At 59.1% G+C, this 24,904-nt stretch carries 22 protein-coding genes; 12 read left to right on the top strand and 10 right to left on the bottom strand.

Going from position 1 to position 24,904, the window contains the following annotated elements; genetic code table 11:
* Window positions 1-29: 29 nt before the first annotated feature.
* Window positions 30-1,007 carry an NADPH:quinone reductase gene (locus ACA062_RS00110; protein ID WP_497454695.1) on the top strand — a complete coding sequence of 326 codons (978 nt, stop codon included), beginning with the start codon at window positions 30-32 and terminating at the stop codon, window positions 1,005-1,007.
* A 111-nt stretch (window positions 1,008-1,118) separates the two neighbouring features.
* On the opposite strand, the gene tsaC is transcribed toward ACA062_RS00110, so the two are convergent.
* The 3 genes from tsaC to ACA062_RS00095 all read right to left on the bottom strand — a co-directional run bounded on the left by tsaC (window position 1,119) and on the right by ACA062_RS00095 (window position 3,944).
* The gene (gene tsaC, locus ACA062_RS00105; RefSeq protein ID WP_497454694.1) at window positions 1,119-1,676 is read right to left on the bottom strand and encodes an L-threonylcarbamoyladenylate synthase type 1 TsaC; all 558 of its coding nucleotides are present in this window, start codon (window positions 1,674-1,676) and stop codon (window positions 1,119-1,121) included.
* A gap of 54 nt (window positions 1,677-1,730) precedes the next feature.
* Window positions 1,731-2,837, bottom strand: a complete 1,107-nt coding sequence (gene dprA, locus ACA062_RS00100) for a DNA-processing protein DprA (protein WP_497454693.1) — start codon at window positions 2,835-2,837, stop codon at window positions 1,731-1,733.
* 81 nt (window positions 2,838-2,918) lie between these two features.
* The gene (locus tag ACA062_RS00095; RefSeq protein WP_497454692.1) at window positions 2,919-3,944 is read right to left on the bottom strand and encodes a LysM peptidoglycan-binding domain-containing protein; all 1,026 of its coding nucleotides are present in this window, start codon (window positions 3,942-3,944) and stop codon (window positions 2,919-2,921) included.
* Between the two features lie 170 nt (window positions 3,945-4,114).
* On the opposite strand from ACA062_RS00095, the gene def reads away from it, so the two are divergent.
* From def to ACA062_RS00070, 5 genes are all read left to right on the top strand, one after another.
* Window positions 4,115-4,621 (top strand): peptide deformylase, encoded by a 507-nt coding sequence (def, locus tag ACA062_RS00090; RefSeq protein WP_027926190.1) that lies wholly within the window; start codon window positions 4,115-4,117, stop codon window positions 4,619-4,621.
* Window positions 4,622-4,678: 57 nt separating this feature from the next.
* Window positions 4,679-5,638, top strand: coding sequence for a methionyl-tRNA formyltransferase (gene fmt, locus ACA062_RS00085; RefSeq protein WP_497454691.1), 960 nt, complete (start codon window positions 4,679-4,681; stop codon window positions 5,636-5,638).
* A complete protein-coding gene (rsmB, locus tag ACA062_RS00080) occupies window positions 5,635-6,945 on the top strand; it encodes a 16S rRNA (cytosine(967)-C(5))-methyltransferase RsmB (RefSeq protein WP_497454690.1) in 1,311 nt (436 codons plus the stop codon). The genes fmt and rsmB overlap by 4 nt, the downstream gene beginning before the upstream one ends.
* Before the next feature lie 22 nt (window positions 6,946-6,967).
* A complete protein-coding gene (trkA, locus tag ACA062_RS00075; RefSeq protein WP_138963485.1) occupies window positions 6,968-8,341 on the top strand; it encodes a Trk system potassium transporter TrkA in 1,374 nt (457 codons plus the stop codon).
* A gap of 173 nt (window positions 8,342-8,514) precedes the next feature.
* Entirely contained in the window at window positions 8,515-8,829 is a 315-nt protein-coding gene (locus tag ACA062_RS00070; protein ID WP_497454689.1) for a tetratricopeptide repeat protein, read from the top strand.
* A 166-nt stretch (window positions 8,830-8,995) separates the two neighbouring features.
* Here the strand turns inward: ACA062_RS00070 and ACA062_RS00065 are convergent, their stop codons facing one another.
* Entirely contained in the window at window positions 8,996-9,883 is an 888-nt protein-coding gene (locus tag ACA062_RS00065) for a lysophospholipid acyltransferase (protein ID WP_497454688.1), read from the bottom strand.
* A gap of 40 nt (window positions 9,884-9,923) precedes the next feature.
* Window positions 9,924-10,481 carry a DNA-3-methyladenine glycosylase I gene (tag, locus tag ACA062_RS00060; RefSeq protein ID WP_497454687.1) on the bottom strand — a complete coding sequence of 186 codons (558 nt, stop codon included), beginning with the start codon at window positions 10,479-10,481 and terminating at the stop codon, window positions 9,924-9,926.
* 81 nt (window positions 10,482-10,562) lie between these two features.
* On the opposite strand from tag, the gene glyQ reads away from it, so the two are divergent.
* The 5 genes from glyQ to ACA062_RS00035 all read left to right on the top strand — a co-directional run bounded on the left by glyQ (window position 10,563) and on the right by ACA062_RS00035 (window position 16,143).
* On the top strand, window positions 10,563-11,516 hold the full coding sequence (gene glyQ, locus ACA062_RS00055) for a glycine--tRNA ligase subunit alpha (RefSeq protein WP_064680830.1): 954 nt from the start codon (window positions 10,563-10,565) through the stop codon (window positions 11,514-11,516).
* Window positions 11,513-13,567, top strand: a complete 2,055-nt coding sequence (gene glyS / locus ACA062_RS00050) for a glycine--tRNA ligase subunit beta (RefSeq protein WP_497454686.1) — start codon at window positions 11,513-11,515, stop codon at window positions 13,565-13,567. Before glyQ ends, glyS begins: the two co-directional genes overlap by 4 nt.
* 4 nt (window positions 13,568-13,571) lie before the next feature.
* Window positions 13,572-14,111 (top strand): D-glycero-beta-D-manno-heptose 1,7-bisphosphate 7-phosphatase, encoded by a 540-nt coding sequence (gene gmhB, locus ACA062_RS00045; protein ID WP_497454685.1) that lies wholly within the window; start codon window positions 13,572-13,574, stop codon window positions 14,109-14,111.
* A gap of 80 nt (window positions 14,112-14,191) precedes the next feature.
* Complete coding sequence (locus ACA062_RS00040) at window positions 14,192-14,971, top strand: lysophospholipid acyltransferase family protein (protein ID WP_497454684.1); 780 nt, start codon at window positions 14,192-14,194, stop codon at window positions 14,969-14,971.
* Window positions 14,972-15,282: 311 nt separating this feature from the next.
* Entirely contained in the window at window positions 15,283-16,143 is an 861-nt protein-coding gene (locus tag ACA062_RS00035) for an RHS repeat-associated core domain-containing protein (RefSeq protein ID WP_497454683.1), read from the top strand.
* A gap of 56 nt (window positions 16,144-16,199) precedes the next feature.
* On the opposite strand, the gene ACA062_RS00030 is transcribed toward ACA062_RS00035, so the two are convergent.
* Window positions 16,200-17,732: a PAS domain-containing sensor histidine kinase gene (locus ACA062_RS00030; protein WP_497454682.1), complete on the bottom strand. Its 1,533-nt coding sequence runs from the start codon at window positions 17,730-17,732 to the stop codon at window positions 16,200-16,202.
* A 156-nt stretch (window positions 17,733-17,888) separates the two neighbouring features.
* On the opposite strand from ACA062_RS00030, the gene ACA062_RS00025 reads away from it, so the two are divergent.
* On the top strand, window positions 17,889-18,608 hold the full coding sequence (locus ACA062_RS00025) for a response regulator transcription factor (RefSeq protein ID WP_497454681.1): 720 nt from the start codon (window positions 17,889-17,891) through the stop codon (window positions 18,606-18,608).
* Between the two features lie 85 nt (window positions 18,609-18,693).
* Here ACA062_RS00025 and gyrB read toward each other — a convergent pair whose 3' ends face one another.
* From gyrB to dnaA, 4 genes are read right to left on the bottom strand one after another with little or no spacing between them, the layout of a single operon-like run.
* Window positions 18,694-21,111, bottom strand: coding sequence for a DNA topoisomerase (ATP-hydrolyzing) subunit B (gyrB, locus tag ACA062_RS00020; protein WP_497454680.1), 2,418 nt, complete (start codon window positions 21,109-21,111; stop codon window positions 18,694-18,696).
* 5 nt (window positions 21,112-21,116) lie between these two features.
* Entirely contained in the window at window positions 21,117-22,220 is a 1,104-nt protein-coding gene (gene recF, locus ACA062_RS00015; protein WP_128874607.1) for a DNA replication/repair protein RecF, read from the bottom strand.
* 20 nt (window positions 22,221-22,240) lie between these two features.
* On the bottom strand, window positions 22,241-23,344 hold the full coding sequence (gene dnaN / locus ACA062_RS00010) for a DNA polymerase III subunit beta (RefSeq protein ID WP_064680536.1): 1,104 nt from the start codon (window positions 23,342-23,344) through the stop codon (window positions 22,241-22,243).
* A gap of 39 nt (window positions 23,345-23,383) precedes the next feature.
* Complete coding sequence (gene dnaA, locus ACA062_RS00005; RefSeq protein ID WP_497454679.1) at window positions 23,384-24,904, bottom strand: chromosomal replication initiator protein DnaA; 1,521 nt, start codon at window positions 24,902-24,904, stop codon at window positions 23,384-23,386.

Raw genomic sequence — 24,904 nt, 5'->3', positions numbered from 1 at the left:
CTAGAAGCCAAGACCCAAGGAGAGTTCTGATGGCAAAGCGTATCCAGTTCCGCGCCCATGGCGGCCCCGAAGTGCTCGAGTATGTCGATTACCAACCTGCAGAGCCCGGCCCGCAGCAGGTTCGCGTGAGCAACAAGGCCATCGGCCTGAACTTCATCGACACTTATTATCGCAGCGGTCTTTATCCGCCGCCGTCCTTGCCATCGGGCCTGGGCTCCGAAGGCGCGGGGGTGGTCGAGGCGGTGGGCAGTGAAGTCACCCGGTTCAAGGTCGGTGATCGCGTGGCTTATGGCAGCGGCCCGTTAGGTGCCTACAGCGACGTCCATGTATTGCCACAAGCCAATCTGGTGCACTTGCCAGACGCGATCAGCTTTGAACAGGCCGCAGGCGTGATGCTCAAGGGCCTGACCGTGCAGTACCTGCTGCGCCAGACCTACGAACTCAAGGGCGGCGAAACCATTTTGTTCCACGCGGCCGCCGGCGGTGTCGGCTCCCTGGCGTGCCAATGGGCCAAGGCCTTGGGCGTGAAGTTGATCGGCACGGTGAGTTCACCGCAGAAAGCCGCGCTGGCCAAGGCCAACGGCGCCTGGGCCACCATCGACTACAGCCATGAAAACGTCGCACAACGCGTGCTGGAATTGACTGACGGCAAAAAAGTCCCGGTGGTGTACGACGGCGTCGGCAAGGACACCTGGCTGACTTCGCTCGACAGCGTGGCGCCTCGGGGTCTGGTAGTGAGCTTCGGTAACGCGTCAGGCGCGGTGGACGGGGTGAATCTGGGGATTTTGTCGGCGAAGGGCTCGCTGTACGTGACCCGGCCGACCCTGGCGACCTACGCCAACACTGCGGAAAATCTGCAGCGTATGGCCGATGAGCTGTTTGAGATGATCATCAGCGGCAAGCTGAAGGTGGATATCAGCCAGAAGTATCCATTGGCTGAAGCGGCGAAAGCTCAGACCGAGTTGTCGGCGCGGCGTACCACTGGCTCGACTGTTCTGTTGCCTTGAGAACGCCATCGCGGGCAAGCCCGCTCCCACAGTACTTCAGTCGTTCACATAATTTGTATACGACTCGGACCTGTAGGAGCTGGCTTGCCAGCGAAGAACGATGACGCGGTATTAATCCGGGCGCAAAACCTTGCCGGTCGCCAGATCGCGAATCACACTCGGGTTCTTGCGCCCGCCAAGATTCCCACCCAGCACCAGATCAACCTGTCCCCGGAAATACTGCTCGACACGAATCCGTGTCCGCGCCGCCGGCCGGCCCTGAGGGTTGGCCGAAGTCGACACCAGCGGCCCCACCAACGCGCACAAATCCCGCACCTGCGGGTGATCGCTGACCCGCAGCGCCACAGTTTCGTGCACGCCAGTGATCCACTGCGGCAACTGATTCTGGTGCGGCACCAGCCAGGTGTTCGGCCCCGGCCAGGTGCTGGCCATGCGGTCCATCCATAGTTCCGGGAAGTCTTCGAACAGGAAGTCGAACTGACGAATGTTGTCTGCGACCAGAATCAGGCCCTTTTCCACAGACCGGCCCTTGATCGCCAATAGACGATACACCGCCTCTTCGTCCCACGGATCGCAACCCAGCCCCCAGACCGCTTCGGTTGGGTAGGCAATCACTGCCCCTGCGCGAACGGCTTGTGCGGCTTGTTGCACACGCCAACTGTTGACCATGAAAAACTCTCCGGAATAAAGCTCTGCGCAGTTTACCGATCTTCCTTATAAAACCTAGCTCCCCCGCGCAAACCAGCGCCCGCTTTCGCACACCGCACGGCTATCCATTTCCAGTTCCGTCAGCGCTACCAGCACCTTCGGCAAGGCCCAGCCACTGGCCTCTGCCAGCGCCTCACTGGTATGGGGCGCCGCATGGAGCAGCACAAGCAGTGGATGGATGGCAGCAGTCGACGGCGACTCGGTGGACAACGGCAACCGCTGCCAGCCACGCAAGGCTTCGAGGATATGCTCGATGGTTTCCACCAGCACCGCTCCGTCGCGGATCAGCTGATGACAACCTTTTGCACCAGGGTGGTGGATCGACCCCGGGATCGCATAAACCTCTCGACCTTGTTCCGCCGCCAGTCTCGCAGTGATCAACGACCCGCTGGCGACACTCGCCTCGACCACCAGTACCCCGAGGGATAAACCGCTGATGATCCGATTGCGCCGCGGGAAGTTGCTGGCGGTAGGGCCGGCGTCCAGCGGAAACTCGGAAACCACCGCGCTGCCCGATGCAATCATGGCTTGCGCCAGCCCTCGATTGCGCTGTGGATAAAACTTTTCAAGTCCCGTGCCAAGTACCCCGACCGTTCGCCCGCCCACATCCATTGCCGCCTGATGCGCAGCGGCATCGATGCCCAGCGCCAGACCACTGGTGATGACAAACCCGGCGCTCGCCAGGCTACGGGAAAACGCGGCGGCGGTGTCCATGCCCGGTCGGGAAGCACGACGGCTGCCAACCATCGCCAGCTGCGGTTTTTCCAGAATACCCGGATCGCCCGCCACAAATAACAACGGCGGCGCATCGCTGATTTCAGCGAGCAACGCCGGGTAGTCGGGCTGGTCCCACATCAGTAAATGCTGGCCCGGACGCTCTAGCCAGGCCAATGCCTGACTGGCGCCGTCACGGATTTCACTGGCGCGCCGGGCCTCAGAGCAAGCAAGGGGCAGGCCCAGCGCACGCCAGGCACTCGCCGGCGCGCTGATGGCTTTGGACGCGGAACCGAACGCCTCAAGCAATTTCTTGAAGCGCGCAGGACCGAGTTCAGGCAAGCGGTGCAGACGTAATCGAGCTTCCAGTTCCGCAGGGGAAACCGGTGAAACACCAGGTAGCGACATGGATCATCCTTGATCGTTATAAGCCCCGTTCAAAAAGGGAACAAGCTGTGGATAACTCTGTTGGTAACTTGTGGAGCCTGCTTACGGATTTCGCACTTTGTCCATCACCGCCAGCGAGCGCGTAGCATTGAGCACCAGCCCATAGCTGAGCTTGTCGTAAGTGCGGAACACCATCAGCAAACCCGCACGTTCATCAGGAATCTTCACCGGTTGACCGGTGATCCGGTCCCGTACCGTTTCGCCGGTTTTCATCACCACCAGCACGTTACCCTCGGCGAGGCCATCGCGTTGGCCCTTGTTGAGCGTGACCACATCCAGTGCGCCGATCTGGGTAACCCCGCGCGGCACGTCGATGATCAAGCCGTTGATGTCGGTTTTTGGCGAACCAGGCATGAAGGTCGAGTTGATGGATCGCTCCTCGCTGCTGAACAAGCGATCGCCGAGCCGCACTTCCTGCGTAGTGCGTTGCAGCGCCAGGGTAGCGACGTCGCCTTCAGTGGCCACAATCTCGCCACCGCCGATATCGTCGGCATTGATCCCGAGGAACTCCTTGCTCTCGGGGTCGGTATACACCTTGCCCTGACGGAAGATGCCGTAGACCGGCTGATCCGGGTCGAAGTGGCCGCGGGCGAAGATGCGATCGCCAGTGCCACTGAGCACCCGCTCGGCATCGCCTGCGACGATATACGGCGCCTTGTCGAAGTCCTCGACCTTGTCGACGATGCGGTTGCTCAGCAGAAAGCTGTTGATCGCTTGCAGTGGAATGCTCGGGATCGCGTCGGCCACCGGGCTGCTACGGATACGTGGCGAGAGCTTGATGGTGCCCCTGGAAGCGCCGCGATTGAGGGTCAGGCGCGGCTGGCCGTTGACGTAGACCAGCGATAGCGTATCGCCGGGATAGATCAGATTGGGGTTCTCGATCTGCGGATTGGCCTGCCAGAGCTCGGGCCATTTCCACGGCTCACGCAGGTATTTGCCCGATATGTCCCAGAGTGTGTCCCCCGTGACAACCGTGTATTGCTGTGGAAAACCTTCCCTGAGTTGCACTTGCCCGTGCGCAAAACCGGCCGAGGCCAGAAGGAGCAGGGCGAGTAGTGATTTCCTCATGCGGTGAATCCCTTTATTATGTGCATTCGCGTAGAACGCCAGAGCCCTCGTGGCTCGCTCCCCGCTTACTCTTGAAAAGCAGGGAGCTACGTTTTACAACGGTAGCCGGCATCTTCGGACCCGCCAGGCCATCGACCCGACTTTACCTCACACGTGCAGCAATTGAGCTTATGGCCATTTTAGACATCCTCGAATTCCCCGATTCGCGCCTGCGCACTATCGCCAAACCAGTGGCCGTAGTGGACGACGAAGTGCGTCAGTTGGTCGACGATATGTTTGAAACAATGTATGAAGCGCCAGGCATCGGCCTCGCCGCGACCCAGGTCAACGTGCATAAACGTATCGTCGTCATGGACCTCTCCGAAGACCGCAGCGAACCGAGGGTGTTCATCAACCCCGAGTTCGAAACCCTGACCGACGAGATGGAACAGTATCAGGAAGGTTGCCTCTCGGTGCCGGGCTTCTACGAAAACGTCGATCGCCCGCAGAAGGTCAAGATCAAGGCCCTGGACCGCGACGGCCAGCCTTACGAACTGATCGCCGAAGGCCTGCTCGCCGTGTGCATCCAGCATGAATGCGACCACCTCAACGGCAAATTGTTCGTCGACTACCTGTCCAGTCTCAAACGCGACCGAATCAAGAAGAAACTGGAAAAGCTCCATCGCCAGAACGCTTGATGCCCTTCTTCCAAAGGCTTGCTGCGGCAAGCCTTTTTCTTTTCAGAGATCGCTCCCATGACTGAGCCACTGCGCATTGTCTTTGCCGGCACCCCGGAATTCGCCGCCGAACACCTCAAGGCCCTGCTCGACAGCCCTTACGAGATCGTCGCGGTCTACACCCAGCCGGACCGTCCGGCGGGCCGTGGGCAAAAGTTGATGCCAAGCCCGGTCAAGCAGCTGGCTCTGGAAAACAACATCCCGGTACTGCAACCGCCGACCCTGCGCAACGAAGACGCCCAGGCTGAACTGGCCGCGTTGAAGCCGGACTTGCTGGTGGTGGTCGCCTACGGCCTGATCCTGCCACAAGTGGTGCTGGATATTCCGCGCCTGGGTTGCATCAACAGCCACGCCTCCCTGCTGCCACGCTGGCGGGGTGCGGCACCGATCCAGCGCGCCGTCGAAGCCGGCGACAGTGAAAGCGGCGTGACCGTGATGCGCATGGAAGCCGGCCTCGATACCGGGCCGATGCTGCTCAAAGTCACTACGCCGATCACCGGTGAAGACACCGGCGGCAGCTTGCACGACCGTCTGGCCGAGATGGGTCCGCCCGCCGTGATCCAGGCGATTGCCGCTCTCGCTGCCGGCACGCTGGAAGGCGAAGTGCAGGACGACAGCCTTGCCACCTACGCGCACAAATTGAACAAAGATGAAGCGCGCATCGACTGGAGCCGTCCGGCGGTTGAACTGGAACGCCTGGTCCGCGCCTTCAATCCGTGGCCGATCTGCCACAGCACGCTCAATGGTGAGGCACTGAAAGTCCTGGCTGCGAGCCTGGCTGAAGGGCAGGGCGCTCCCGGTGAAATCCTCGGCGCCAGCAAGGACGGCCTGATTGTCGCCTGCGGCGAACAGGCGCTATGCCTGACCCGTCTGCAATTGCCCGGCGGCAAAGCGCTGAACTTCAGCGACTTGTTCAACAGCCGTCGTGAGAAGTTCGCCGCCGGCACCGTCCTCGGTCAAACGGCGGACGCTCAATGAACCCACGTCTGGCCGCCGCCAAGGCACTGGCTGCTGTTCTTAACGGAAAAGCCTCACTCAACAGTTCGCTGCCGACCCAAATGGACAAGGTCGAAGACCGTGATCGCGGTTTCACCCAGGACCTGGCGTTCGGCACCGCTCGCTGGCAGCCGCGTTTGTCGGCGTTGGCGGCGAAGTTGTTGCAAAAACCGTTCAAGGCCGCGGATGCCGATGTCGAGGCGCTGTTGCTGGTCGGCCTCTATCAGCTGCTGTATACCCGCGTCCCGGCTCATGCCGCCATCGGCGAAACCGTCGGTTGCGCCGACAAGCTGAAAAAGCCCTGGGCCAAGGCGCTGCTGAATGCTGTTTTACGGCGCGCACAACGGGAAAGCGAAGCGTTGCTTGCCGAACTGGAACACGACCCGGTGGTGCGCACCGCTCACCCGCGCTGGTTGCAAAAATCCCTGAAGGCCTTCTGGCCCCAACAGTGGGAAGCCATTTGCGCGGCGAACAATGCGCATCCGCCGATGATTCTGCGGGTCAACCGTCGCCATCACGCGCGCGACGCCTACCTTGGGTTGCTGAGCGAAGCCGGCATCGTCGCCACGCCGTGCGTTTACAGTCCGGATGGCATCATCCTCGACGCCGCCGCCGACGTGCGCAGCCTGCCGGGTTTTGCCGAAGGCTGGATCAGCGTGCAGGACGAGGCGGCGCAACTGGCCGCCGACCTGCTGGATCTGGCACCGGGGCAACGCGTGCTGGACGCTTGCTGCGCACCGGGTGGCAAGACCTGCCACATCCTTGAAGCCGAACCCGAACTGGCCGGCGTAGTGGGCGTGGATCTGGAAGCCAAGCGTCTGGTGCGAGTGCGTGAGAACCTTGCTCGCCTGGGCCTGAGCGCAGACCTGATCGCTGCCGACGGCCGCGACACCGCAACCTGGTGGGACGGCAAACCGTTTCAACGCATTCTGTTGGATGCACCGTGCTCGGCCACCGGTGTGATTCGTCGTCACCCGGACATCAAGCTGACCCGCCAACCCGATGACATCGCTGCATTAGCGGTGCTGCAGGGCGAACTGCTGGATGCCATGTGGATAACCCTGGACGTTGGCGGCATCCTGCTTTACGCCACCTGCTCCACGCTGCCAACCGAGAACACTGAAGTCATCGAGGCCTTCCTCGCTCGTACGCCAGGCGCTCGTGAACTGGATATCGCCAGTGCGGCCGGCATCAAGCAGCCCCATGGGCGCCAGTTGCTGGCCCAGGAAGGCGGCCATGACGGGTTCTACTACGCCAAGCTAATCAAGATCGCCGCCGCGCGCGGTTAACCGGGTTTAAGGGAGTGACTGGATGAAAATCATCATCCTCGGCGCAGGGCAGGTCGGCGGTTCGCTGGCGGAACACTTGGCCAGCGAGGCCAATGACATCACGGTAGTCGACACCGATGGCGATCGTCTGCGCGATCTCGGCGACCGACTGGACATCCGCACGGTACAGGGCCGCGGCTCGCTCCCGACGGTGCTGCGCCAGGCTGGCGCGGACGACGCCGACATGTTGGTGGCCGTGACCAGCAGTGACGAAACCAACATGGTGGCCTGTCAGGTCGCCCACACCCTGTTCCACACGCCAACCAAAATCGCCCGGGTCCGCGAAGCGGCCTACCTGACGCGCAACGATCTGTTCGACAACGAAGCGATTCCGGTGGACGTGCTGATCAGCCCGGAGCAAGTGGTCACCAACTACATCAAGCGCCTGATCCAGCATCCGGGTGCGTTGCAGGTGATCGATTTCGCCGAGGGCAAAGCCCAGCTAGTGGCCGTCAAGGCCTATTACGGTGGTCCGCTGGTGGGCCAGCAACTGCGCCAATTGCGCGAGCACATGCCGAATGTCGAAACCCGGGTCGCGGCGATTTTCCGCCGTGACCGCCCCATCCTGCCCCAGGGCGACACGGTGATCGAGGCGGACGACGAAGTCTTTTTCATCGCGGCCAAGGCGAATATTCGTGCGGTGATGAGTGAAATGCGCCGCCTCGATGAGAGCTACAAGCGCATTGTCATCGCTGGCGGCGGGCAGATCGGTGAACGCCTGGCCGAGGCCATTGAAAGCCGTTACCAGGTAAAGATCATCGAAATGAACCCGGCGCGCTGCCGTCATCTTTCGGACACCCTCGACAGCACCGTGGTGCTGCAGGGCAGCGCTTCGGATCGGGATCTGCTGCTGGAAGAGAACATCGCCGACGCCGACCTGTTCCTCGCCCTGACCAATGACGACGAGGCCAACATCATGTCGTCCTTGCTGGCCAAGCGCCTGGGCGCGAAGAAGGTGATGACGATCATCAACAACCCGGCCTATGTCGACCTGATCCAGGGCGGCGACATCGACATCGCCATCAGCCCGCAACTGGCGACCATTGGCACGTTGCTGGCCCATGTGCGGCGCGGCGATATTGTCAGCGTGCACTCATTGCGCCGCGGCGCGGCAGAGGCCATCGAGGCCATTGCCCACGGCGATGCGAAATCGAGCAAGGTCATCGGTAAATCCATCGAGAACATCGGCCTGCCGCCAGGCACCACCATCGGCGCGATCATTCGCGACGAAGAGGTGATCATCGCCCACGACGACACCGTGATCGCGGCGGGCGATCATGTGATTCTGTTCCTTGTGGATAAAAAGCATATTCGGGATGTGGAGAAGCTGTTTCATGTGGGGCTGAGCTTCTTCTGATCTGTATCCTGCGGTGGTCAGAATGGCCTCATCGCGGGCAAGCCCGCTTCCACAGGGATCTCAGCCGTACACAAGATACGTGTTCACTGCAAACCCTGTGGGAGCGGGCTTGCCCGCGATACGATCTCAAGAACCCACAGGCATCCCCGAATAAGCTCAATAAGGAATCCACCATGATCGAATCCCTGGAAAAAATGCTCGCCAAGGGTGTGGATAACTCATTGCTGCGCTTCGGCCTCGGCAAGGGTTACCTGGATCTCGGGGAAAACGCCAAGGCCGCAGAGCATTTCCAGCGTTGCGTCGAGTTCGATCCGAACTATTCGGCAGCCTGGAAACTGTTGGGCAAGGCCCATCTGGCACTGGCGGATTATCCGGCTGCGCGCCAGGCCTGGGAACACGGTCTGGCAGCCGCCCGCGTCCATGGCGACAAGCAGGCGGAAAAGGAAATGACGGTGTTTCTGAAGAAACTCGAACGTCAGGCTCACTGATCAGAGATACCACAGCCTGTGGGAGCCTTTGTAGGAGCTGTCGAGCGAAGCGAGGCTGCGATCTTTTGATCTTGCTCCCCAGCGATCTCCAAAAGATCAGGATCAAAAGATCAGGATCAAAAGATCGCAGCCTGCGGCAGCTCCTACAGGGGTTATCACAAACAGATCAATACCAACGCTCTTCACCCGGTGGACGCTTCTTGAAGCGCTTCATGCTCCACATGTACTGGCTCGGATAAGCCCGGACATATCGCTCCACCACCTGGCTCATGGCCGCACAGGATGTTTCGGTGTCGGTGCTGTACATGGCTTCTGGCGCGGCCTCGAGGATCACCTTGTAACCCGAACCGTCCGGCAGCCGCAGGGCATGCAGGAACACGCCGACCGCCTTGCCGCCCGCGAGCATGTTCGGTACGAATTTGCTGGTCAGTGCCTGCGTGGCGAAGAATGGCACGAAAATCCCGGCTGATTCGGCGGGTTCCGGATCGGCGGGAATCCCGACTGCCCCCCCTTTGCGCACTTCCTTGATCACGCTGAGGATGCCTTCCTTGGTGGATGCGGCGACCCGATTGCCCAGTTGCACCCGCTGTTTGCGCAGCAAGTCATCGACCGCCTTCAACTTGGGCGGTCGATAGAAAATGATCGGTTTGCATTGGCTGCAATAAAAGTGGTTCAACACCTCCCAATTGCCCAGATGGCTGGTGATACCGACGACGCCTTTGCCGGAGGCGAGGGCGTCCTTCAAGATGTCGAGCCCCTCGACTTCGCGCACCAGATCGATCGAGCGCTGAGCCGGCCAGATCCAGGCGCAGGCACTTTCGGTCAGGGACTTGCCGATATCCTTCAGGCTCTCGCCTACAAGACGTTCGCGTTCAGCGGGGTCCATTTCCGGAAAGCACTTGGCGAGGTTGATCCGCACCACGTCCCGGGAACGGTTGGGGGTTTTCCACATGACCCAGCCAATGGCCGAGCCGACGGCCTGCACGGCCCGCCACGGGAGCAGGGCAAACAGCCGCAGAGCGCCTACCAGCATGGCGCCTTTAAACTTTTCCACAGGTCACTCCTGATCTTGTGCTGTGCGCGAGGCGGCCATTCTAACCGCCGTTCACCAGAGTCGCGTAGCGATCGCAATCCCGGGTATGGTCCATGACCATGCCCGAGGCCTGCATCAATGCGTAACAAATGGTCGGGCCGACGAAGGTGAAGCCGGCCTTTTTCAAGCCTTTGCTCATTTCCACGGCGGTCGGTGTCACGGCCGGCACTTCGGTTCGATCCTTGAAATGATTGATCACAGGCTGGCCACCGACGAACGACCATAGAAACGCCACCGGGTCCTCCAGCGCCAGCCAGGCCTGGGCATTGCGCCGGGCTGCGTTGAGTTTGAGGCGATTGCGGATGATCCCCGGATCGAGCATCAATTCATCGATCTCGGCGTCGCTCATCTGCGCCACGCGCTGGACGTCGAAGCCGAACAATACCTCGCGATAACGCTCGCGTTTACGCAGTACGGTGATCCAGGACAGGCCGGCCTGGAACCCTTCGAGCAAAAGCAACTCGAATAATCCCTGCGCATCGCGTAGCGGCGTACCCCACTCCTGATCGTGATAAGCCATGTACAGCGGATCTTCGGAACACCAAAAGCAGCGTGGCATAAGGCTCCAGGGGGCGTGCGCAGGACCGAATCGGGTATACTCCCGCTCTTTAAATCGCAGCCCAAGAAACAGGTGAATTTCGTGAGCCAGCCTACGCCAGCCGTGCGTACCTTCCAAGACTTGATCCTCGCCCTCCAGCAATACTGGGCCGAGCAAGGTTGTGTGGTACTTCAGCCCTACGATATGGAAGTAGGCGCCGGCACTTTCCACACTGCCACGTTCCTGCGCGCCATCGGCCCGGAAACCTGGAACGCCGCTTATGTGCAGCCCAGTCGTCGCCCGACTGACGGCCGCTACGGCGAAAACCCGAACCGTCTGCAGCATTACTACCAGTTCCAGGTGGTGTTGAAGCCGAATCCGGACAACTTCCAGGAACTGTACCTGGGCTCCCTCAAGCATGTCGGCCTGGACCCGTTGGTCCACGACATCCGTTTCGTCGAAGACAACTGGGAATCGCCGACCCTGGGCGCCTGGGGCCTGGGCTGGGAAGTCTGGCTCAACGGCATGGAAGTGACGCAGTTCACGTACTTCCAGCAAGCGGGCGGCATCGAGTGCTACCCGGTGACCGGCGAGATCACCTACGGTCTCGAGCGCCTGGCCATGTACCTGCAAGGCGTGGACTCGGTCTACGACCTGGTCTGGGCTGACGGCCCGATGGGCAAGGTCACCTACGGCGACGTGTTCCACCAGAACGAAGTGGAGCAGTCGACCTACAACTTCGAACACGCCAACGTCGAGAAGCTGTTCGAGCTGTTCGATTTCTACGAAAGCGAAGCCAAGCGCCTGATCGAACTCGAGCAGCCGCTGCCGTTGCCGAGCTACGAAATGGTGTTGAAGGCCTCCCACACCTTCAACCTGCTGGATGCGCGCCGGGCGATTTCGGTAACCGCACGTCAGCAATACATTCTGCGTGTACGCACCCTGGCGCGTTCCGTTGCGCAAGCCTACCTGCTGGCTCGCGCCAAGCTGGGCTTCCCGATGGCGACCCCGGACCTGCGTGATGAAGTACTGGCCAAGCTGGAGGCTGCACAATGAGTGCTCAAGATTTTCTGGTTGAACTGGGCACCGAAGAACTGCCACCCAAAGCCCTGAACACCCTGGCCGACGCGTTCCTGGCCGGTATCGACAAGGGCCTGCAGGCCGCTGGCCTGAACTACGAGACCAAAACCGTCTACGCCGCACCGCGTCGTCTGGCTGTGCTGATCACCTCGCTGGCGACCCACCAGCCGGATCGCAGCATCAACCTCGACGGCCCGCCACGCCAGGCCGCGTTCGATGCCGAAGGCAACCCGACTCAAGCGGCATTGGGTTTCGCCAAGAAGTGCGGCGTCGACCTGAGCGAAATCGATCAGAGCGGCCCGAAACTGCGCTACAGCCAGAGCATCGCCGGCAAGCCGACCGCGAGCCTGCTGCCGACCATCGTCGAAGACTCCCTGAACGACCTGCCGATTCCAAAGCGCATGCGCTGGGGCGCCCGCAAGGAAGAGTTCGTGCGTCCGACCCAGTGGCTGGTGATGCTGCTCGGTGACCAGGTCATCGATTGCACGATCCTCGCCCAGAAGGCCGGTCGCGACTCCCGTGGTCATCGCTTCCATCACCCGGAAAGTGTGCGCATCACCTCCCCAGCCAACTACTTGAGCGACCTGCGTGCCGCTTATGTACTGGCCGACTCCAACGAACGTCGCGAGCTGATCAGCAAGCGCACCGAAGCGTTGGCGACGATGCAGGAAGGTACGGCGATCGTTCCTCCAGCCTTGCTTGATGAAGTGACCGCGCTGGTTGAATGGCCGGTGCCGCTGGTGTGCTCGTTCGAGGAACGTTTCCTCGACGTTCCGCAAGAAGCGCTGATCACCACCATGCAGGACAACCAGAAGTACTTCTGCCTGCTGGATGCCGACGGCAAGTTGCTGCCACGCTTCATTACCGTGGCCAACATCGAAAGCAAAGACCCGCAACAAATCATCGCCGGTAACGAGAAAGTGGTTCGCCCACGCCTGACCGACGCCGAGTTCTTCTTCAAGCAAGACAAGAAGCAGAAACTCGAAGACTTCAATCTGCGCCTGCAAAACGTGGTGTTCCAGGAAAAACTCGGCAGCGTCTACGACAAGGCCGAGCGTGTTTCCAAACTGGCCGCGTTCATCGCGCAGCGCATTGGTGGCAACGCAGCCTGGTCTTCCCGTGCCGGCCTGCTGTCCAAGTGCGACCTGTCGACCGAAATGGTCGGTGAGTTCCCGGAGATGCAAGGTGTCGCCGGTTACTACTACGCCCTCAACGACGGCGAGCCGGAAGAAGTCGCCCTGGCGCTGAACGAGCAATACATGCCGCGCGGTGCCGGTGCTGAACTGCCGACCACCCTGACCGGTGCGGCCGTGGCCATCGCTGACAAGCTCGACACCCTGGTGGGCATTTTCGGCATAGGCATGCTGCCGACCGGTAGCAAAGACCCGTACGCATTGCGTCGTGCCGCCCTGGGTGTGTTGCGTATCCTGATCGACAAGAAGCTCGAGCTCGACCTGAACGACGCCGTAGCCTTCGCTGTGAATGCATTCGGTACCAAGGTCAAGGCTGTCGGTCTCAATGATTCGGTGCTGGAATTCATCTTCGACCGTCTGCGTGCCCGTTACGAAGACGAAGGTGTCGATGTCGGGACTTACCTGTCGGTACGGGCCCTGAAGCCGGGTTCGGCGCTGGACTTCGATCAGCGCGTCCAAGCGGTAGAGGCGTTCCGCAAATTGCCGCAAGCTGCTGCCCTGGCTGCGGTGAACAAGCGCGTTTCGAACTTGCTGAGCAAGGTAGAGGGCTCGGTTCCGGCAGTTGTTGAAGCCAAGTACTTCGACAACGCCAACGAGTTCTCCCTGTATTCGGCAATCCAGCAGGCGGACCAGGCTGTCCAGCCGATGGCTGCTGCACGTCAGTACAGCGAATCGCTGGCACGCCTGGCGGCCTTGCGCGAGCCGGTGGATGCGTTCTTCGAAGCCGTGATGGTCAATGCCGACGATGCCAAAGTGCGCGCCAACCGCTATGCATTGCTGGCGCGTCTGCGTGGACTGTTCCTCGGTGTCGCCGACATTTCGCTGCTGGGCTGAGGGATTGCTGTTGAAACTGCTGATTCTCGATCGGGACGGGGTGATCAATTACGACTCCGACGCTTACATCAAGTCGGTGGAGGAGTGGATTCCACTCCCCGGTTCAATCGAAGCCATCGCGCAGTTGAGCAAAGCCGGCTGGACGGTGGCAGTGGCCACCAACCAGTCGGGCATCGCTCGCGGCTATTACGACATCGCCACCCTGGACGCCATGCACGAGCGCTTGCGCTCACTGGTGGCGGAGCAGGGTGGTGAAGTCGGGCTGATCGTCTACTGCCCGCACGGGCCGGACGACGGTTGCGATTGCCGCAAACCAAAACCGGGGATGTTGAAAACCATCGCCGCACATTACAACGTAGCGCTGACCAATCTATGGTTCGTCGGCGATACTCTCGGTGACCTGGAAGCCGCCAAAGCCGTCGATTCTCAGCCAGTTTTGGTAAAGACCGGAAAAGGCGAAAAGACTCTGGGCAAGACCCTGCCGGTGGGCACCCTGATTTTTGACGATCTGGCGGCGATTGCCGCAGAACTTATCCACAATTGAGCGCTTCTGATATTCCTGGCCAAGGATTGATCGGGAGTGCGCTTATATAGACGGGCAATGCCCGCACGGTAAACGTCGCCATGTCGATACTGCAGGCCATCAGAACCTTCCTCTTTTACCTGCTGCTGGGCACCAGCTCTTTGCTCTGGTGCAGCCTGAGCTTTTTAATCGCACCTTTTCTACCGTTCAAGGCGCGCTATCGCTTTATCAATGTGTACTGGTGCCGCTGCGCCTTATGGCTGAGCAAAGTCTTTCTGGGCATCAGCCATGAAATCAAAGGCGCAGAGAACGTGCCTGACCAGCCCTGCGTGATTCAATCCAATCACCAGAGCACCTGGGAGACCTTCTTTCTCTCGGCCTACTTCGAGCCACTGAGCCAAGTGCTCAAGCGTGAACTGCTTTACGTTCCGTTCTTCGGTTGGGCGATGGCCATGCTGCGACCGATTGCCATCGACCGCGGCAATCCTAAAGCTGCGCTCAAACACGTGGCGAAAAAGGGCGATGAATTGCTCAAAGATGGCGTCTGGGTGCTGATCTTCCCGGAAGGCACGCGGGTTCCTTTCGGCACCATCGGAAAATTCTCCCGCGGTGGCACCGCTTTGGCGGTCAATGCTGCACTCCCGGTACTGCCGATTGCGCACAATGCAGGCAAATTCTGGCCGAAAGCCGGTTGGGCGAAAACGCAGGGCGTCATCACCGTGATCATCGGTGAACCCATGTACGCCGACGGCAGCGGGCCGCGCGCCATTGCCGAGCTGAACGATCGGGTCCAGGCCTGGAACGAGCAGATGCAACGGGAAATGGGCTCGCTTCCACCTGCTCCGCAAGCCCCGGCTGCCAGTGATCAAATGGCAGTCTGAGATTCTGTGGATAACCTGTGTATCGTTTTTCTTACAAGTGCCGTATTTCGCTTGTAGCTTGATGATTTATATACATATTTCATAAACACATAAAACGTCGGAAAAGGTGCATAAGTTTTTTTCGGGCGCAAAAAAACCGGCTGATATAGCCGGTTTTTTTTATGCCGCAATGGCTGTGTAGGCCCTCTGCCGGGAGGCAACCCTAGCAGAACTGCTAGTGTTGGTTTTCCGGGGCATTTGTTAGGGTGCCCTGACCAACGATTTCCGCTTCAAGTTGGTGGGTCAATCAGACCTGAATGAGGAGGCTCCCTATGCCCGTTTCCCGTCACACTCACCGCCCCCCTTCATCCAGTCGCAATTTGTCAAAGACATTATTGCTGGCCACCGACTTGCAGCGAAGCGTCCTTACCCAATTGGATCGTACCGGTCCAGGCCCACTTGCCTATAACCCCTATGGCTCGCAGAGCAATACGCTCCCGGCAGGCACTCGCTTGGGGTTTAATGGGGAGCTTAAAGAACAACCTGCTGGCTGGTATCACCTGGGTAATGGTCATCGGGTCTATAACCCGACGCTGATGCGTTTTCACAGTCCTGATCGGCTGAGTCCGTTTGCCAAAGGCGGCTTGAACGCTTACGCCTATTGCGAAGGGGACCCCGTGAACTTCGTAGATCCGACGGGGCAATTCATCAAGGCTGCTTTAGCCTTTCTTAAAGTTTTTGTCCCTTACTTCAAGACGTTTGAAACCGTGTCGGTTCATGCCAGTAATATCACCCGGATTGCTTTTAGTCCTCTTCCACGTGGAGTTATGGGCTATGCGACGTTAGCGTCTAACGTCGGTTATGGCGGTGTCGCCACGGGAGCCACCCTGCAGGCTCTGGGTTATTCAGCTGGAGCCGTCGTTTCGAGTGCTGGTGGGGCGCTGGCGAGTTTAGGTAACAGTATTAGAATGATGCACACTGCTGTTACTACAGTAGCAGCAAGCCGTTTTGGGAAAGCCATTGCCCGACGCTTGGTGCGCAAACAAGCTCCGGCTTTGAAAAAGAATGAAATAGTAGTGGCCAACCCCGGGGGGAAAACAAAACCGTCCAGCCGTTCCAATTCACGTCTCAGTCGGGTGGCCTCTTCAGTGAAAACTGACGCTGGTCAAATTCGCGGAAAAAAGTTGATCTGATGGTTTTTGTTACGCCACCTCGCTTCGTGCGCTCAGTCTGATTGCGAGTATTTGTCTTAATCCTTGAGCAACGGGAAATGCAGCCGGAAGCGAGTGCCTTGATCCACCACACTTTGGCACTCAATCCTCGCGCCATGTCGATCCATCACCGCCTTCACCATCGACAGCCCCAATCCCACGCCGTCGATGCCGTGGGCTGAAGAAAGTCGCCGATACTGGCTGAACAGTTCGGGCAATTCCTCTGCAGCAATGCCTTTACCTTGATCAATGATCTCGCACGTCAGCCAGCCTTCGGCGCAGTTGACTTGCACAATGATTCGAGTGCCGGGGCCGCTGTACTTGATGGCGTTCTCCAGTAGATTGAACAAGGCTCGGGTCAGCAGCGCCTGGTCGGCCATGATCAAGCTTTCCTGCGCCAGATCATCCAAGTGATGGACCATTTCGATCTGCTTCAACTGCGCAATGGTCAATGTTTGATCGAAGACATCCAGCACCATCATCGCAAACAAGCTCGGCTGAAACTGATACGCCTCTGACTCGGCCTTGGCCAGTTGTACGAAACCGTCAGTCAATTCCAGGGCTCGACGCACCTGGCACTCGATCTGATCGAACAGCTGGGTGTCCCCGACGGATTGATGTCGGTGGACGTCGAGCAGGGCGAGAATCGCCGAGTGAGGCGCCCGCAGATCATGGGACAAGAAGCGCAACAGTACGCCACGCTGCTCCTCGGCATCACGCTCAACGCTGAGGTCGGTCAGGCTCAATAACCAGCCGATAGGCGTTTCTCCGTCCACTGGCAGTAACGCCGCGCGCTCCAGACGCAGGCTGCGTTCCTTGACGTCCCTGAACTCCACCAGCGGCAAAGTCGATAAGAGTGGCCGAGGGCCTTCGACCAGTTCCGGATAGCCCAGTTTGGCCAATTGCTCCAGAACGTCATCGCCCACCAGATCGGCGCCGAACAGATCCCTGGCATTACGGTTACCCAGCAAAATGCGGCCATGGGGATCACTGATCAAGGTGGCGACAGGCAAATACTCCAGGCCATCAGCGATAAAGCGACGGGTATCACGGGTTCGCCCCATCGCTTGTTCCAGCGCCATGATCTGACCTTGCAAAGGGTCGTCAGTCGGAAATTGTGCACGACGGCGCTCAGGAAAGACCTTCGGCTCGCTGTCCAGCCGCTCCAGTTCCCAGCCAAAATAGGTCAGTACCACACTCAAGCGCCGCCAGTTCCAGATCAGGTAACCGAACAACATGCCCAACAGACTCGCTGCAGGGGACCACCACCAGCCCAGTTTCGCCAATCCTATGCTCGCCAGTAGCGCACAACTCATGCCCACCAAGGTCAACCAGAGCGCCAGCCTTGGACGAAGCAATAACAAACCCAAGACACAGGCGACCAGGCAAACAGACAACAACGCGCCCCACACACCCGAGCCGTCTCGTTGGCTGGTCTCGGCATTGAAAGAAAGAAGGCCCGTCAGGGGTAACAACAGCAAGCTTATCCACAGCCATTCGCGGACCAATTGCCGAAACAACCTTTGGACTTGAGTCGGCTCGCGACTTTCCCGGCGGCGCTCATAATTCATAGGCAATACTGACGTAAGGGTTGTAGGGAATTTCGTTCATGGGTCACAGTTCCCGGAGGAGGGCGCTTGAAGAATCATAGCGGACCTGCTTACTTTCACTCTCCAACCGAACGTGTATTGTCAGATAACATGCTGGCCGCCAAAGGAATAACGTACATGCGTGTCGCGATACTGGATGACGAACCGGCAGAACTGCGCAGGGTGGAACAGACTTTGCGGCAGATGGCCGAACCGGGTGAGTCTGCCTGGTCATTGCACAGCTTCGAACAGGGAGAGGATCTGTTACGGCAATTGCGACGGGAAACATTCGACCTGCTGATCCTCGACTGGCAGTTGCCAGGCTTCAGCGGCCTGTCGCTGTTACGCTGGACCCGCGAGCACATGGACGCACCGCCCGCCGCGATCATGCTGACCAGCCGCGATGCCGAAAGCGATATCGTCCAGGCGTTGAATGCAGGCGCCGACGATTACGTCAGCAAGCCGTTTCGACCCAATGAATTGAAAGCCAGAGTGGCTGCAGTGTTGCGCCGGCATAGCCAGCAACGTGCGGCAGCGACCGAAGTTCTGAGTTTCAATGATCTGGTGTTCGATGATGCCGCGTTGACCGTAAACCGCGCCGGCAAATCTATTGGGATGACCGAGCGGGAATACCGACTGGCGCGTTGCCTGTTCAGTAACCTGGGACGACCGCTGTCCCGGGAGTATCTCTATGAGCGGTTCTGGACCCATGAAGAGATGGTGTCTTCCCGACCGCTGGACACCCACATTTATCGCCTGCGCAACAAGCTGGGGCTGACGGCTGATCGCGGTTGGCAATTGTTGACGATTTACGGGTATGGGTATCGGTTGGAGAGTGTGGGGGTGGCAAGCGAGTGAAGATCTTTAATCGGACAAACATTTCGATGGGCCAATAAAAAGGCCAACGCGTTAACGGTGGCCTTTTTTTGGCAAGTACGCTGGATCAGAAATCCAGGTTGGATACCGCCAGGGCGTTGCTTTCGATAAAGTCACGACGTGGCTCGACCGCATCACCCATCAGGGTGTTGAAGATCTGATCCGCGCCAATGGCGTCTTCGATGGTGACTCTAAGCATCCGGCGCTGGCTTGGGTCCATGGTGGTTTCCCACAGCTGATCCGGGTTCATTTCACCCAGACCTTTGTATCGCTGGATGGTGTGACGCTTAGTGCTTTCAGCCATCAGCCATTCAAGCGCTTCCTTGAACTCGGTGACCGGCTTCTTGCGCTCGCCACGCTGGATGTACGCGCCGTCGTCCAACAAGGTGCTCAGTTGAGCGCCCAGAGAAACAACCGTCTTGTAATCGTTACTGCCGAAGAAGTCGCGGTTGAACGTGACGTAGTTCGACAGGCCGTGGGAGATCAGTTCGACCTCAGGCAGCCAGACGTTACGTTCACGGTCTTCACGCAGGCTGGCTTTGTAAACCAGGCCGGACTTCTCGACGGTGCGCAGGCGAACTTCGTACTGGGCCAACCAATCCTGCATGGCGGCGTGATCGGACAGTTGCTCCATACTCACTGCAGGCAAGTAGATGAAGTGCTCGGTCAGTTCCTGTGGGTACAGGCGCGACAGACGCTTGAGGGTCTTCATCACCAGGCGGAAGTCATTCACCAGACGCTCGAGCGCTTCACCGGAAATCCCCGGGGCTTCGTCGTTCAGGTGCAGGCTTGCATCTTCCAGGGCCGACTGCGTCATGTACTCTTCCATGGCGTCGTCGTCTTTGATGTATTGCTCTTGCTTGCCTTTCTTGACCTTGTACAGCGGCGGCTGTGCGATGTAGATGTAGCCGCGCTCGATCAGCTCCGGGAGCTGACGGAAGAAGAAGGTCAGCAGCAGGGTACGGATGTGCGAACCGTCGACGTCAGCATCGGTCATGATGATGATGTTGTGGTAGCGCAGCTTGTCGATGTTGTACTCGTCACGGCCAATGCCGCAGCCCAGCGCGGTGATCAAGGTGCCCACTTCCTGCGAAGAGATCATCTTGTCGAAGCGCGCCTTCTCGACGTTCAGGATCTTGCCTTTCAACGGCAGGATGGCCTGGGTTCTACGGTTGCGTCCCTGCTTGGCGGAGCCGCCAGCAGAGTCACCTTCCACGAGGTACAACTCGGAAAGGGCAGGGTCTTTTTCCTGGCAGTCAGCCAGTTTGCCCGGCAGGCCGGCAATGTCCAGCGCGCCTTTACGACGGGTCATCTCACGGGCTTTACGCGCCGCTTCACGAGCCCGTGCCGCGTCGATCATCTTGCCGACGACCAGCTTGGCTTCGTTCGGGTTTTCCAGCAGGAAGTCGGAGAAGTACTTGCCCATTTCCTGTTCGACCGCGGTCTTCACTTCGGAAGAAACCAGCTTGTCTTTTGTCTGGGAGCTGAACTTCGGATCCGGCACTTTCACCGAGATGATCGCGGTCAGGCCTTCACGGGCATCGTCGCCAGTGGTCGCGACTTTGTGCTTCTTCGCCAGACCTTCCGCTTCGATGTAGGTGTTCAGGTTACGCGTCAGGGCTGAACGGAAACCCACCAGGTGAGTACCGCCGTCGCGCTGTGGAATGTTGTTGGTGAAGCACAACAGGTTCTCGTTGAAGCTGTCGTTCCACTGCAGGGCGATTTCCACGCCGATGCCGTCTTCACGCTGGATGTTGAAGTGGAACACTTGGTTGACCGGCGTCTTGTTGGTGTTCAGGTATTCAACAAACGCACGCAGGCCGCCTTCGTACTTGAACAACTCTTCCTTGCCACTGCGCTCGTCCTTGAGGACGATGCCGACACCGGAGTTCAGGAAGGACAGTTCACGAATCCGCTTGGCCAGGATGTCCCAGCTGAAGTGGATATTCTTGAAGGTCAGGTCAGAAGGTTTGAAGTGAATCTGGGTACCGGTGGTTTCGCTTTCGCCAACGATTTTCATCGGCTCTTTCGGAACACCATGGATGTAGGTCTGTTCCCAGATCTTGCCACTGCGGCGAACAGTCAACATCAGCTCTTCGGACAGGGCGTTCACAACCGACACACCTACACCGTGCAGGCCGCCGGATACTTTGTAGGAGTTGTCGTCGAACTTACCGCCGGCGTGCAGCACGGTCATGATGACCTCGGCTGCCGAAACGCCTTCTTCTTTGTGCACGTCTACCGGGATGCCACGACCGTTGTCGCGAACGGTGATGGATTCGTCCGGGTGAATGATGATGCTGATGTCGTCGCAGTGGCCGGCGAGAGCTTCGTCGATCGAGTTATCGACCACTTCGAACACCATGTGGTGCAGACCGCTGCCATCGTCGGTGTCACCAATGTACATACCGGGACGTTTGCGTACGGCATCCAGGCCTTTCAGCACTTTAATGCTCGTTGAGTCGTACGTATTTTCTTCGCTCAATGCCTTCACTCCCGATGGTCGTGGGTCTGGGTGATACGGCCCTGTTCCACGTGGAACAAAGCGACTGGCGTTTCCGTCTGCCAGCCTTCCCTCAATAATTCGTGATCTACACAGGTGATAAAGACCTGGCAGCGTAAGTCTTCCAGCAAGCGGCAAAGCGCGCGACGGTGGTGCTCGTCCAGTTCGGACGGCAGGTCATCCACCAGATAAATACACTGACCGCGTCGGGCTTGGCTGACCAAGTGCCCTTGGGCAATCCGCAGCGCACACACCACCAACTTCTGCTGACCGCGGGACAAGATGTCTGCGGCGTTATGGGCGCCCAATCGAAGGCGCAAATCAGCGCGTTGTGGTCCGGCCTGGGTATGACCCATTTGCTGATCCCGCTGTAGGGAACCGGCGAGCACTGCACTCAGCTCGCGGTCCTTATCCCAACCTCGGTAATAGCTGAGCGTTAAGCCCTCGAGCTCAACCAGTTCGCTCAAGGTCTGTTCAAAGACTGGTTTCAAGGCTTTGATGTAAGCGCGGCGGTATTCATCAATTTCAGCGCTGGCCTGGCACAGTTCCCTGTCCCAAACCGCTTGCGAAACGGCGTCAAGTGTACCATGCCGCAGCCAAGAGTTTCTCTGGCGCAAGGCCTTCTGCAAGCGCTGCCAGGTGGACATGAAGCGCGGTTCCACGTGGAACACTCCCCAGTCGAGAAACTGTCTGCGAATCTTCGGCGCACCCTCCAACAGCCGGAAGCTGTCGGGGTTGATCAGCTGCAACGGCAGGATCTCCGCCAGCTGAGCCGCGCTACGGGCGTTCTGTCCGTCGATGCGGATCTGGAACTCACCCTGGCGGTCGCGAGATATCCCCAATGCACTGTGCCCGCCCTCGGCCAATTCCACCTGACCAAACACCGTGCACGCCAGCTGCTCGTATTGAATCATGGGCAATAGACGGGTGCTACGAAACGAACGGGCAAGCCCCAGCAGATGTATGGCTTCCAGAACACTGGTTTTGCCGCTGCCGTTGGCGCCGTAAAGAATATTGATTCGGGGAGAGGGGGAGAAGGTCACCGGGTGCAGATTGCGCACCGCGGTGACCGAGACGCGACTTAAGGACATCTAGCTTCTGCTGAGCATGATTACAGACGCATCGGCATGACAACGTAGGCCGAGTCATCGTTGTCGGACTCTTGCACCAGCGCGCTGCTGTTGGAGTCGGACAGGATCAGTCTAACTTGCTCGGTGGTCATCACCCCCAGCACGTCGAGCAGATAGCTCACGTTGAAGCCGATTTCCAGGGGGCCGCCGTTGTACTCAACACCCACTTCTTCTTCCGCTTCTTCCTGCTCCGGGTTGTTGGCCTGGATCTTTAGCTGGCCATTGGCCAGTTGCAGGCGAATGCCACGGTATTTCTCGTTGGACAGAATCGCGGTACGGCTGAAGGCTTCACGCAAGGCCTGACGATCACCCAGCACCAGCTTGTCGCCGCCTTTTGGCAGAACACGCTCGTAATCGGGGAATTTACCGTCGACCAGTTTCGAGGTGAAGGTGAACTCGCCGGTGGTGGCGCGGATGTGGTGTTGACCCAGGACGATGCTGACGATGCCGTCCGGCTCGGTCAGCAAGCGCGCCAGCTCAAGGATACCCTTGCGCGGCACGATGACCTGGTGGCGATCCGGCTGACCGATATCGGCCTGCATCGAGCACATGGCCAGACGGTGACCGTCTGTTGCCACAGCGCGGATGATGCCGGCAGAGACTTCCAGCAGCATGCCGTTCAGGTAGTACCGCACGTCCTGCTGGGCCATGGCGAAGCTGGTGCGCTCGATCAGACGACGCAATTTGCTTTGCTCCAGGCTGCAGGTCAGCGAGCCAGGGCCTTCTTCCACCGTCGGGAAATCGTTGGCCGGCAACGTCGACAAGGTAAAGCGGCTACGGCCGGCCTTCACCACAAGCTTCTGCTCGTCGACCTTGATGTCGATCAACGCGTCGTTCGGCAAGCTTTTGCAGATGTCCATCAGCTTGCGCGCAGGTACCGTGATGGAACCCGGATCTGCAGGTTCTTCGAGTTGTACACGACCGACCAGCTCGACTTCCAGGTCGGTACCGGTCAGCGACAGTTGCTGGCCTTCGACAACAAGCAGCACGTTGGAGAGCACCGGCAAGGTCTGTCGGCGCTCGACGACGCCTGCGACCAGTTGCAGGGGTTTCAACAGGGCTTCGCGTTGAATGGTGAAATGCATGGTCTAGTCCCTTGCCTTAATAAGCTGCGCTGGTGTTCATCAAGTGGTCAGTGTACGCAGCAGGTTCTTGTAGTCCTCGCGGATGTCCGCGTCGGATTCCTTGAGTTCGTTGATCTTGCGGCAGGCGTGCAAAACAGTCGTGTGATCGCGGCCACCAAACACGTCGCCGATTTCCGGCAGGCTGTGGTTAGTCAACTCTTTGGACAACGCCATGGCAACCTGACGCGGACGAGCGACCGAGCGTGAACGACGCTTGGACAGCAGGTCGGAGATCTTGATCTTGTAGTACTCGGCGACGGTGCGCTGAATGTTATCCACAGAGACCAGTTTGTCTTGCAGCGCCAACAGGTCCTTCAGGGATTCGCGAATCAGCTCGATGGTGATGTCGCGGCCCATGAAGTGCGAATGGGCGATCACGCGTTTAAGCGCACCTTCCAGTTCACGAACGTTGGAGCGAATACGCTGGGCGATGAAGAACGCCGCGTCGTGTGGCAGATCGACTTTGGCCTGATCGGCCTTTTTCATCAGGATCGCCACGCGGGTTTCCAGCTCCGGCGGCTCGACGGCAACCGTCAGCCCCCAACCGAAGCGAGACTTGAGGCGCTCTTCGAGGCCTTCGATTTCTTTAGGATAGCGGTCACTGGTCAGAATGACCTGCTGCCCACCTTCAAGCAGGGCATTGAAGGTGTGGAAAAACTCTTCCTGGGAGCGTTCCTTGCGGGCGAAGAACTGAATGTCATCGATCAACAGCGCGTCCACCGAACGGTAGAAGCGCTTGAATTCGTTGATCGCGTTCAATTGCAGCGCCTTGACCATGTCCGCCACGAAACGCTCGGAATGCAGGTACACGACCTTGGCATTCGGGTTCTTCTTTAATAGGTGGTTACCCACAGCGTGCATCAAGTGGGTTTTACCCAGGCCAACGCCACCATAAAGGAAGAGCGGGTTGTAGCCATGCTTGGGGTTGTCCGCTACCTGCCAGGCCGCGGCCCGGGCCAGTTGGTTGGACTTGCCTTCGACGAAGTTCTCGAACGTGAAGGTGCGGTTCAGGTAGCTGGTGTGCTTGAGCGCGCCTTCGACCTGCACCGTGCGCTGTTCGGAGCGCACCGGGGCCTGTTGAGAACTCGCACCCGCCATCGGGTCGAAACTGTCGCGGGACGGCTCTTCACTGACGTCGGCAACTTTGTGCGTCGATCGCTTGGTCGGCATGGCTGCCGGCGCGGGGGCCGGTGCGCTGACAGGCGCTTGAGCCGCCTGTGCCTGGGACGCGGCAGCGGCCAGCGGCGCATTAGGCGCGGCACGTGGCGCCGAACTGCGTTTGCTGCCTATTAATAAGGAAAGCGCAGGCGCCGTGCCATTGCCATGCTCATCCAGCAGTTCGAGGACGCGGCCCAGGTACTTTTCGTTAACCCAGTCGAGAACAAAACGATTCGGTGCGTAGACACGCAACTCGTCGCCTTCGGCTTCGACCTGTAGTGGACGGATCCAAGTGTTGAATTGTTGGGCAGGCAGCTCATCGCGCAAAAGCTCCACGCACTGCTGCCATAGTTCCACTGACAC

This window comes from Pseudomonas sp. LBUM1679 (genome assembly GCF_059695565.1).
This window is presented reverse-complemented; position numbering and strand designations above follow the sequence as displayed.

Excerpts from the sequence above, each read along its gene's own strand:
- ACA062_RS00110 (WP_497454695.1), top strand. The coding sequence starts at position 30 with ATGGCAAAGCGTATCCAGTTCCGCGCCCATGGCGGCCCCGAAGTGCTC.
- tsaC (WP_497454694.1), bottom strand. The coding sequence starts at position 1,676 with ATGGTCAACAGTTGGCGTGTGCAACAAGCCGCACAAGCCGTTCGCGCA.
- dprA (WP_497454693.1), bottom strand. The coding sequence starts at position 2,837 with ATGTCGCTACCTGGTGTTTCACCGGTTTCCCCTGCGGAACTGGAAGCT.
- ACA062_RS00095 (WP_497454692.1), bottom strand. The coding sequence starts at position 3,944 with ATGAGGAAATCACTACTCGCCCTGCTCCTTCTGGCCTCGGCCGGTTTT.
- def (WP_027926190.1), top strand. The coding sequence starts at position 4,115 with ATGGCCATTTTAGACATCCTCGAATTCCCCGATTCGCGCCTGCGCACT.
- fmt (WP_497454691.1), top strand. The coding sequence starts at position 4,679 with ATGACTGAGCCACTGCGCATTGTCTTTGCCGGCACCCCGGAATTCGCC.
- rsmB (WP_497454690.1), top strand. The coding sequence starts at position 5,635 with ATGAACCCACGTCTGGCCGCCGCCAAGGCACTGGCTGCTGTTCTTAAC.
- trkA (WP_138963485.1), top strand. The coding sequence starts at position 6,968 with ATGAAAATCATCATCCTCGGCGCAGGGCAGGTCGGCGGTTCGCTGGCG.
- ACA062_RS00070 (WP_497454689.1), top strand. The coding sequence starts at position 8,515 with ATGATCGAATCCCTGGAAAAAATGCTCGCCAAGGGTGTGGATAACTCA.
- tag (WP_497454687.1), bottom strand. The coding sequence starts at position 10,481 with ATGCCACGCTGCTTTTGGTGTTCCGAAGATCCGCTGTACATGGCTTAT.
- glyS (WP_497454686.1), top strand. The coding sequence starts at position 11,513 with ATGAGTGCTCAAGATTTTCTGGTTGAACTGGGCACCGAAGAACTGCCA.
- ACA062_RS00040 (WP_497454684.1), top strand. The coding sequence starts at position 14,192 with ATGTCGATACTGCAGGCCATCAGAACCTTCCTCTTTTACCTGCTGCTG.
- ACA062_RS00035 (WP_497454683.1), top strand. The coding sequence starts at position 15,283 with ATGCCCGTTTCCCGTCACACTCACCGCCCCCCTTCATCCAGTCGCAAT.
- ACA062_RS00030 (WP_497454682.1), bottom strand. The coding sequence starts at position 17,732 with ATGAATTATGAGCGCCGCCGGGAAAGTCGCGAGCCGACTCAAGTCCAA.
- ACA062_RS00025 (WP_497454681.1), top strand. The coding sequence starts at position 17,889 with ATGCGTGTCGCGATACTGGATGACGAACCGGCAGAACTGCGCAGGGTG.
- recF (WP_128874607.1), bottom strand. The coding sequence starts at position 22,220 with ATGTCCTTAAGTCGCGTCTCGGTCACCGCGGTGCGCAATCTGCACCCG.
- dnaN (WP_064680536.1), bottom strand. The coding sequence starts at position 23,344 with ATGCATTTCACCATTCAACGCGAAGCCCTGTTGAAACCCCTGCAACTG.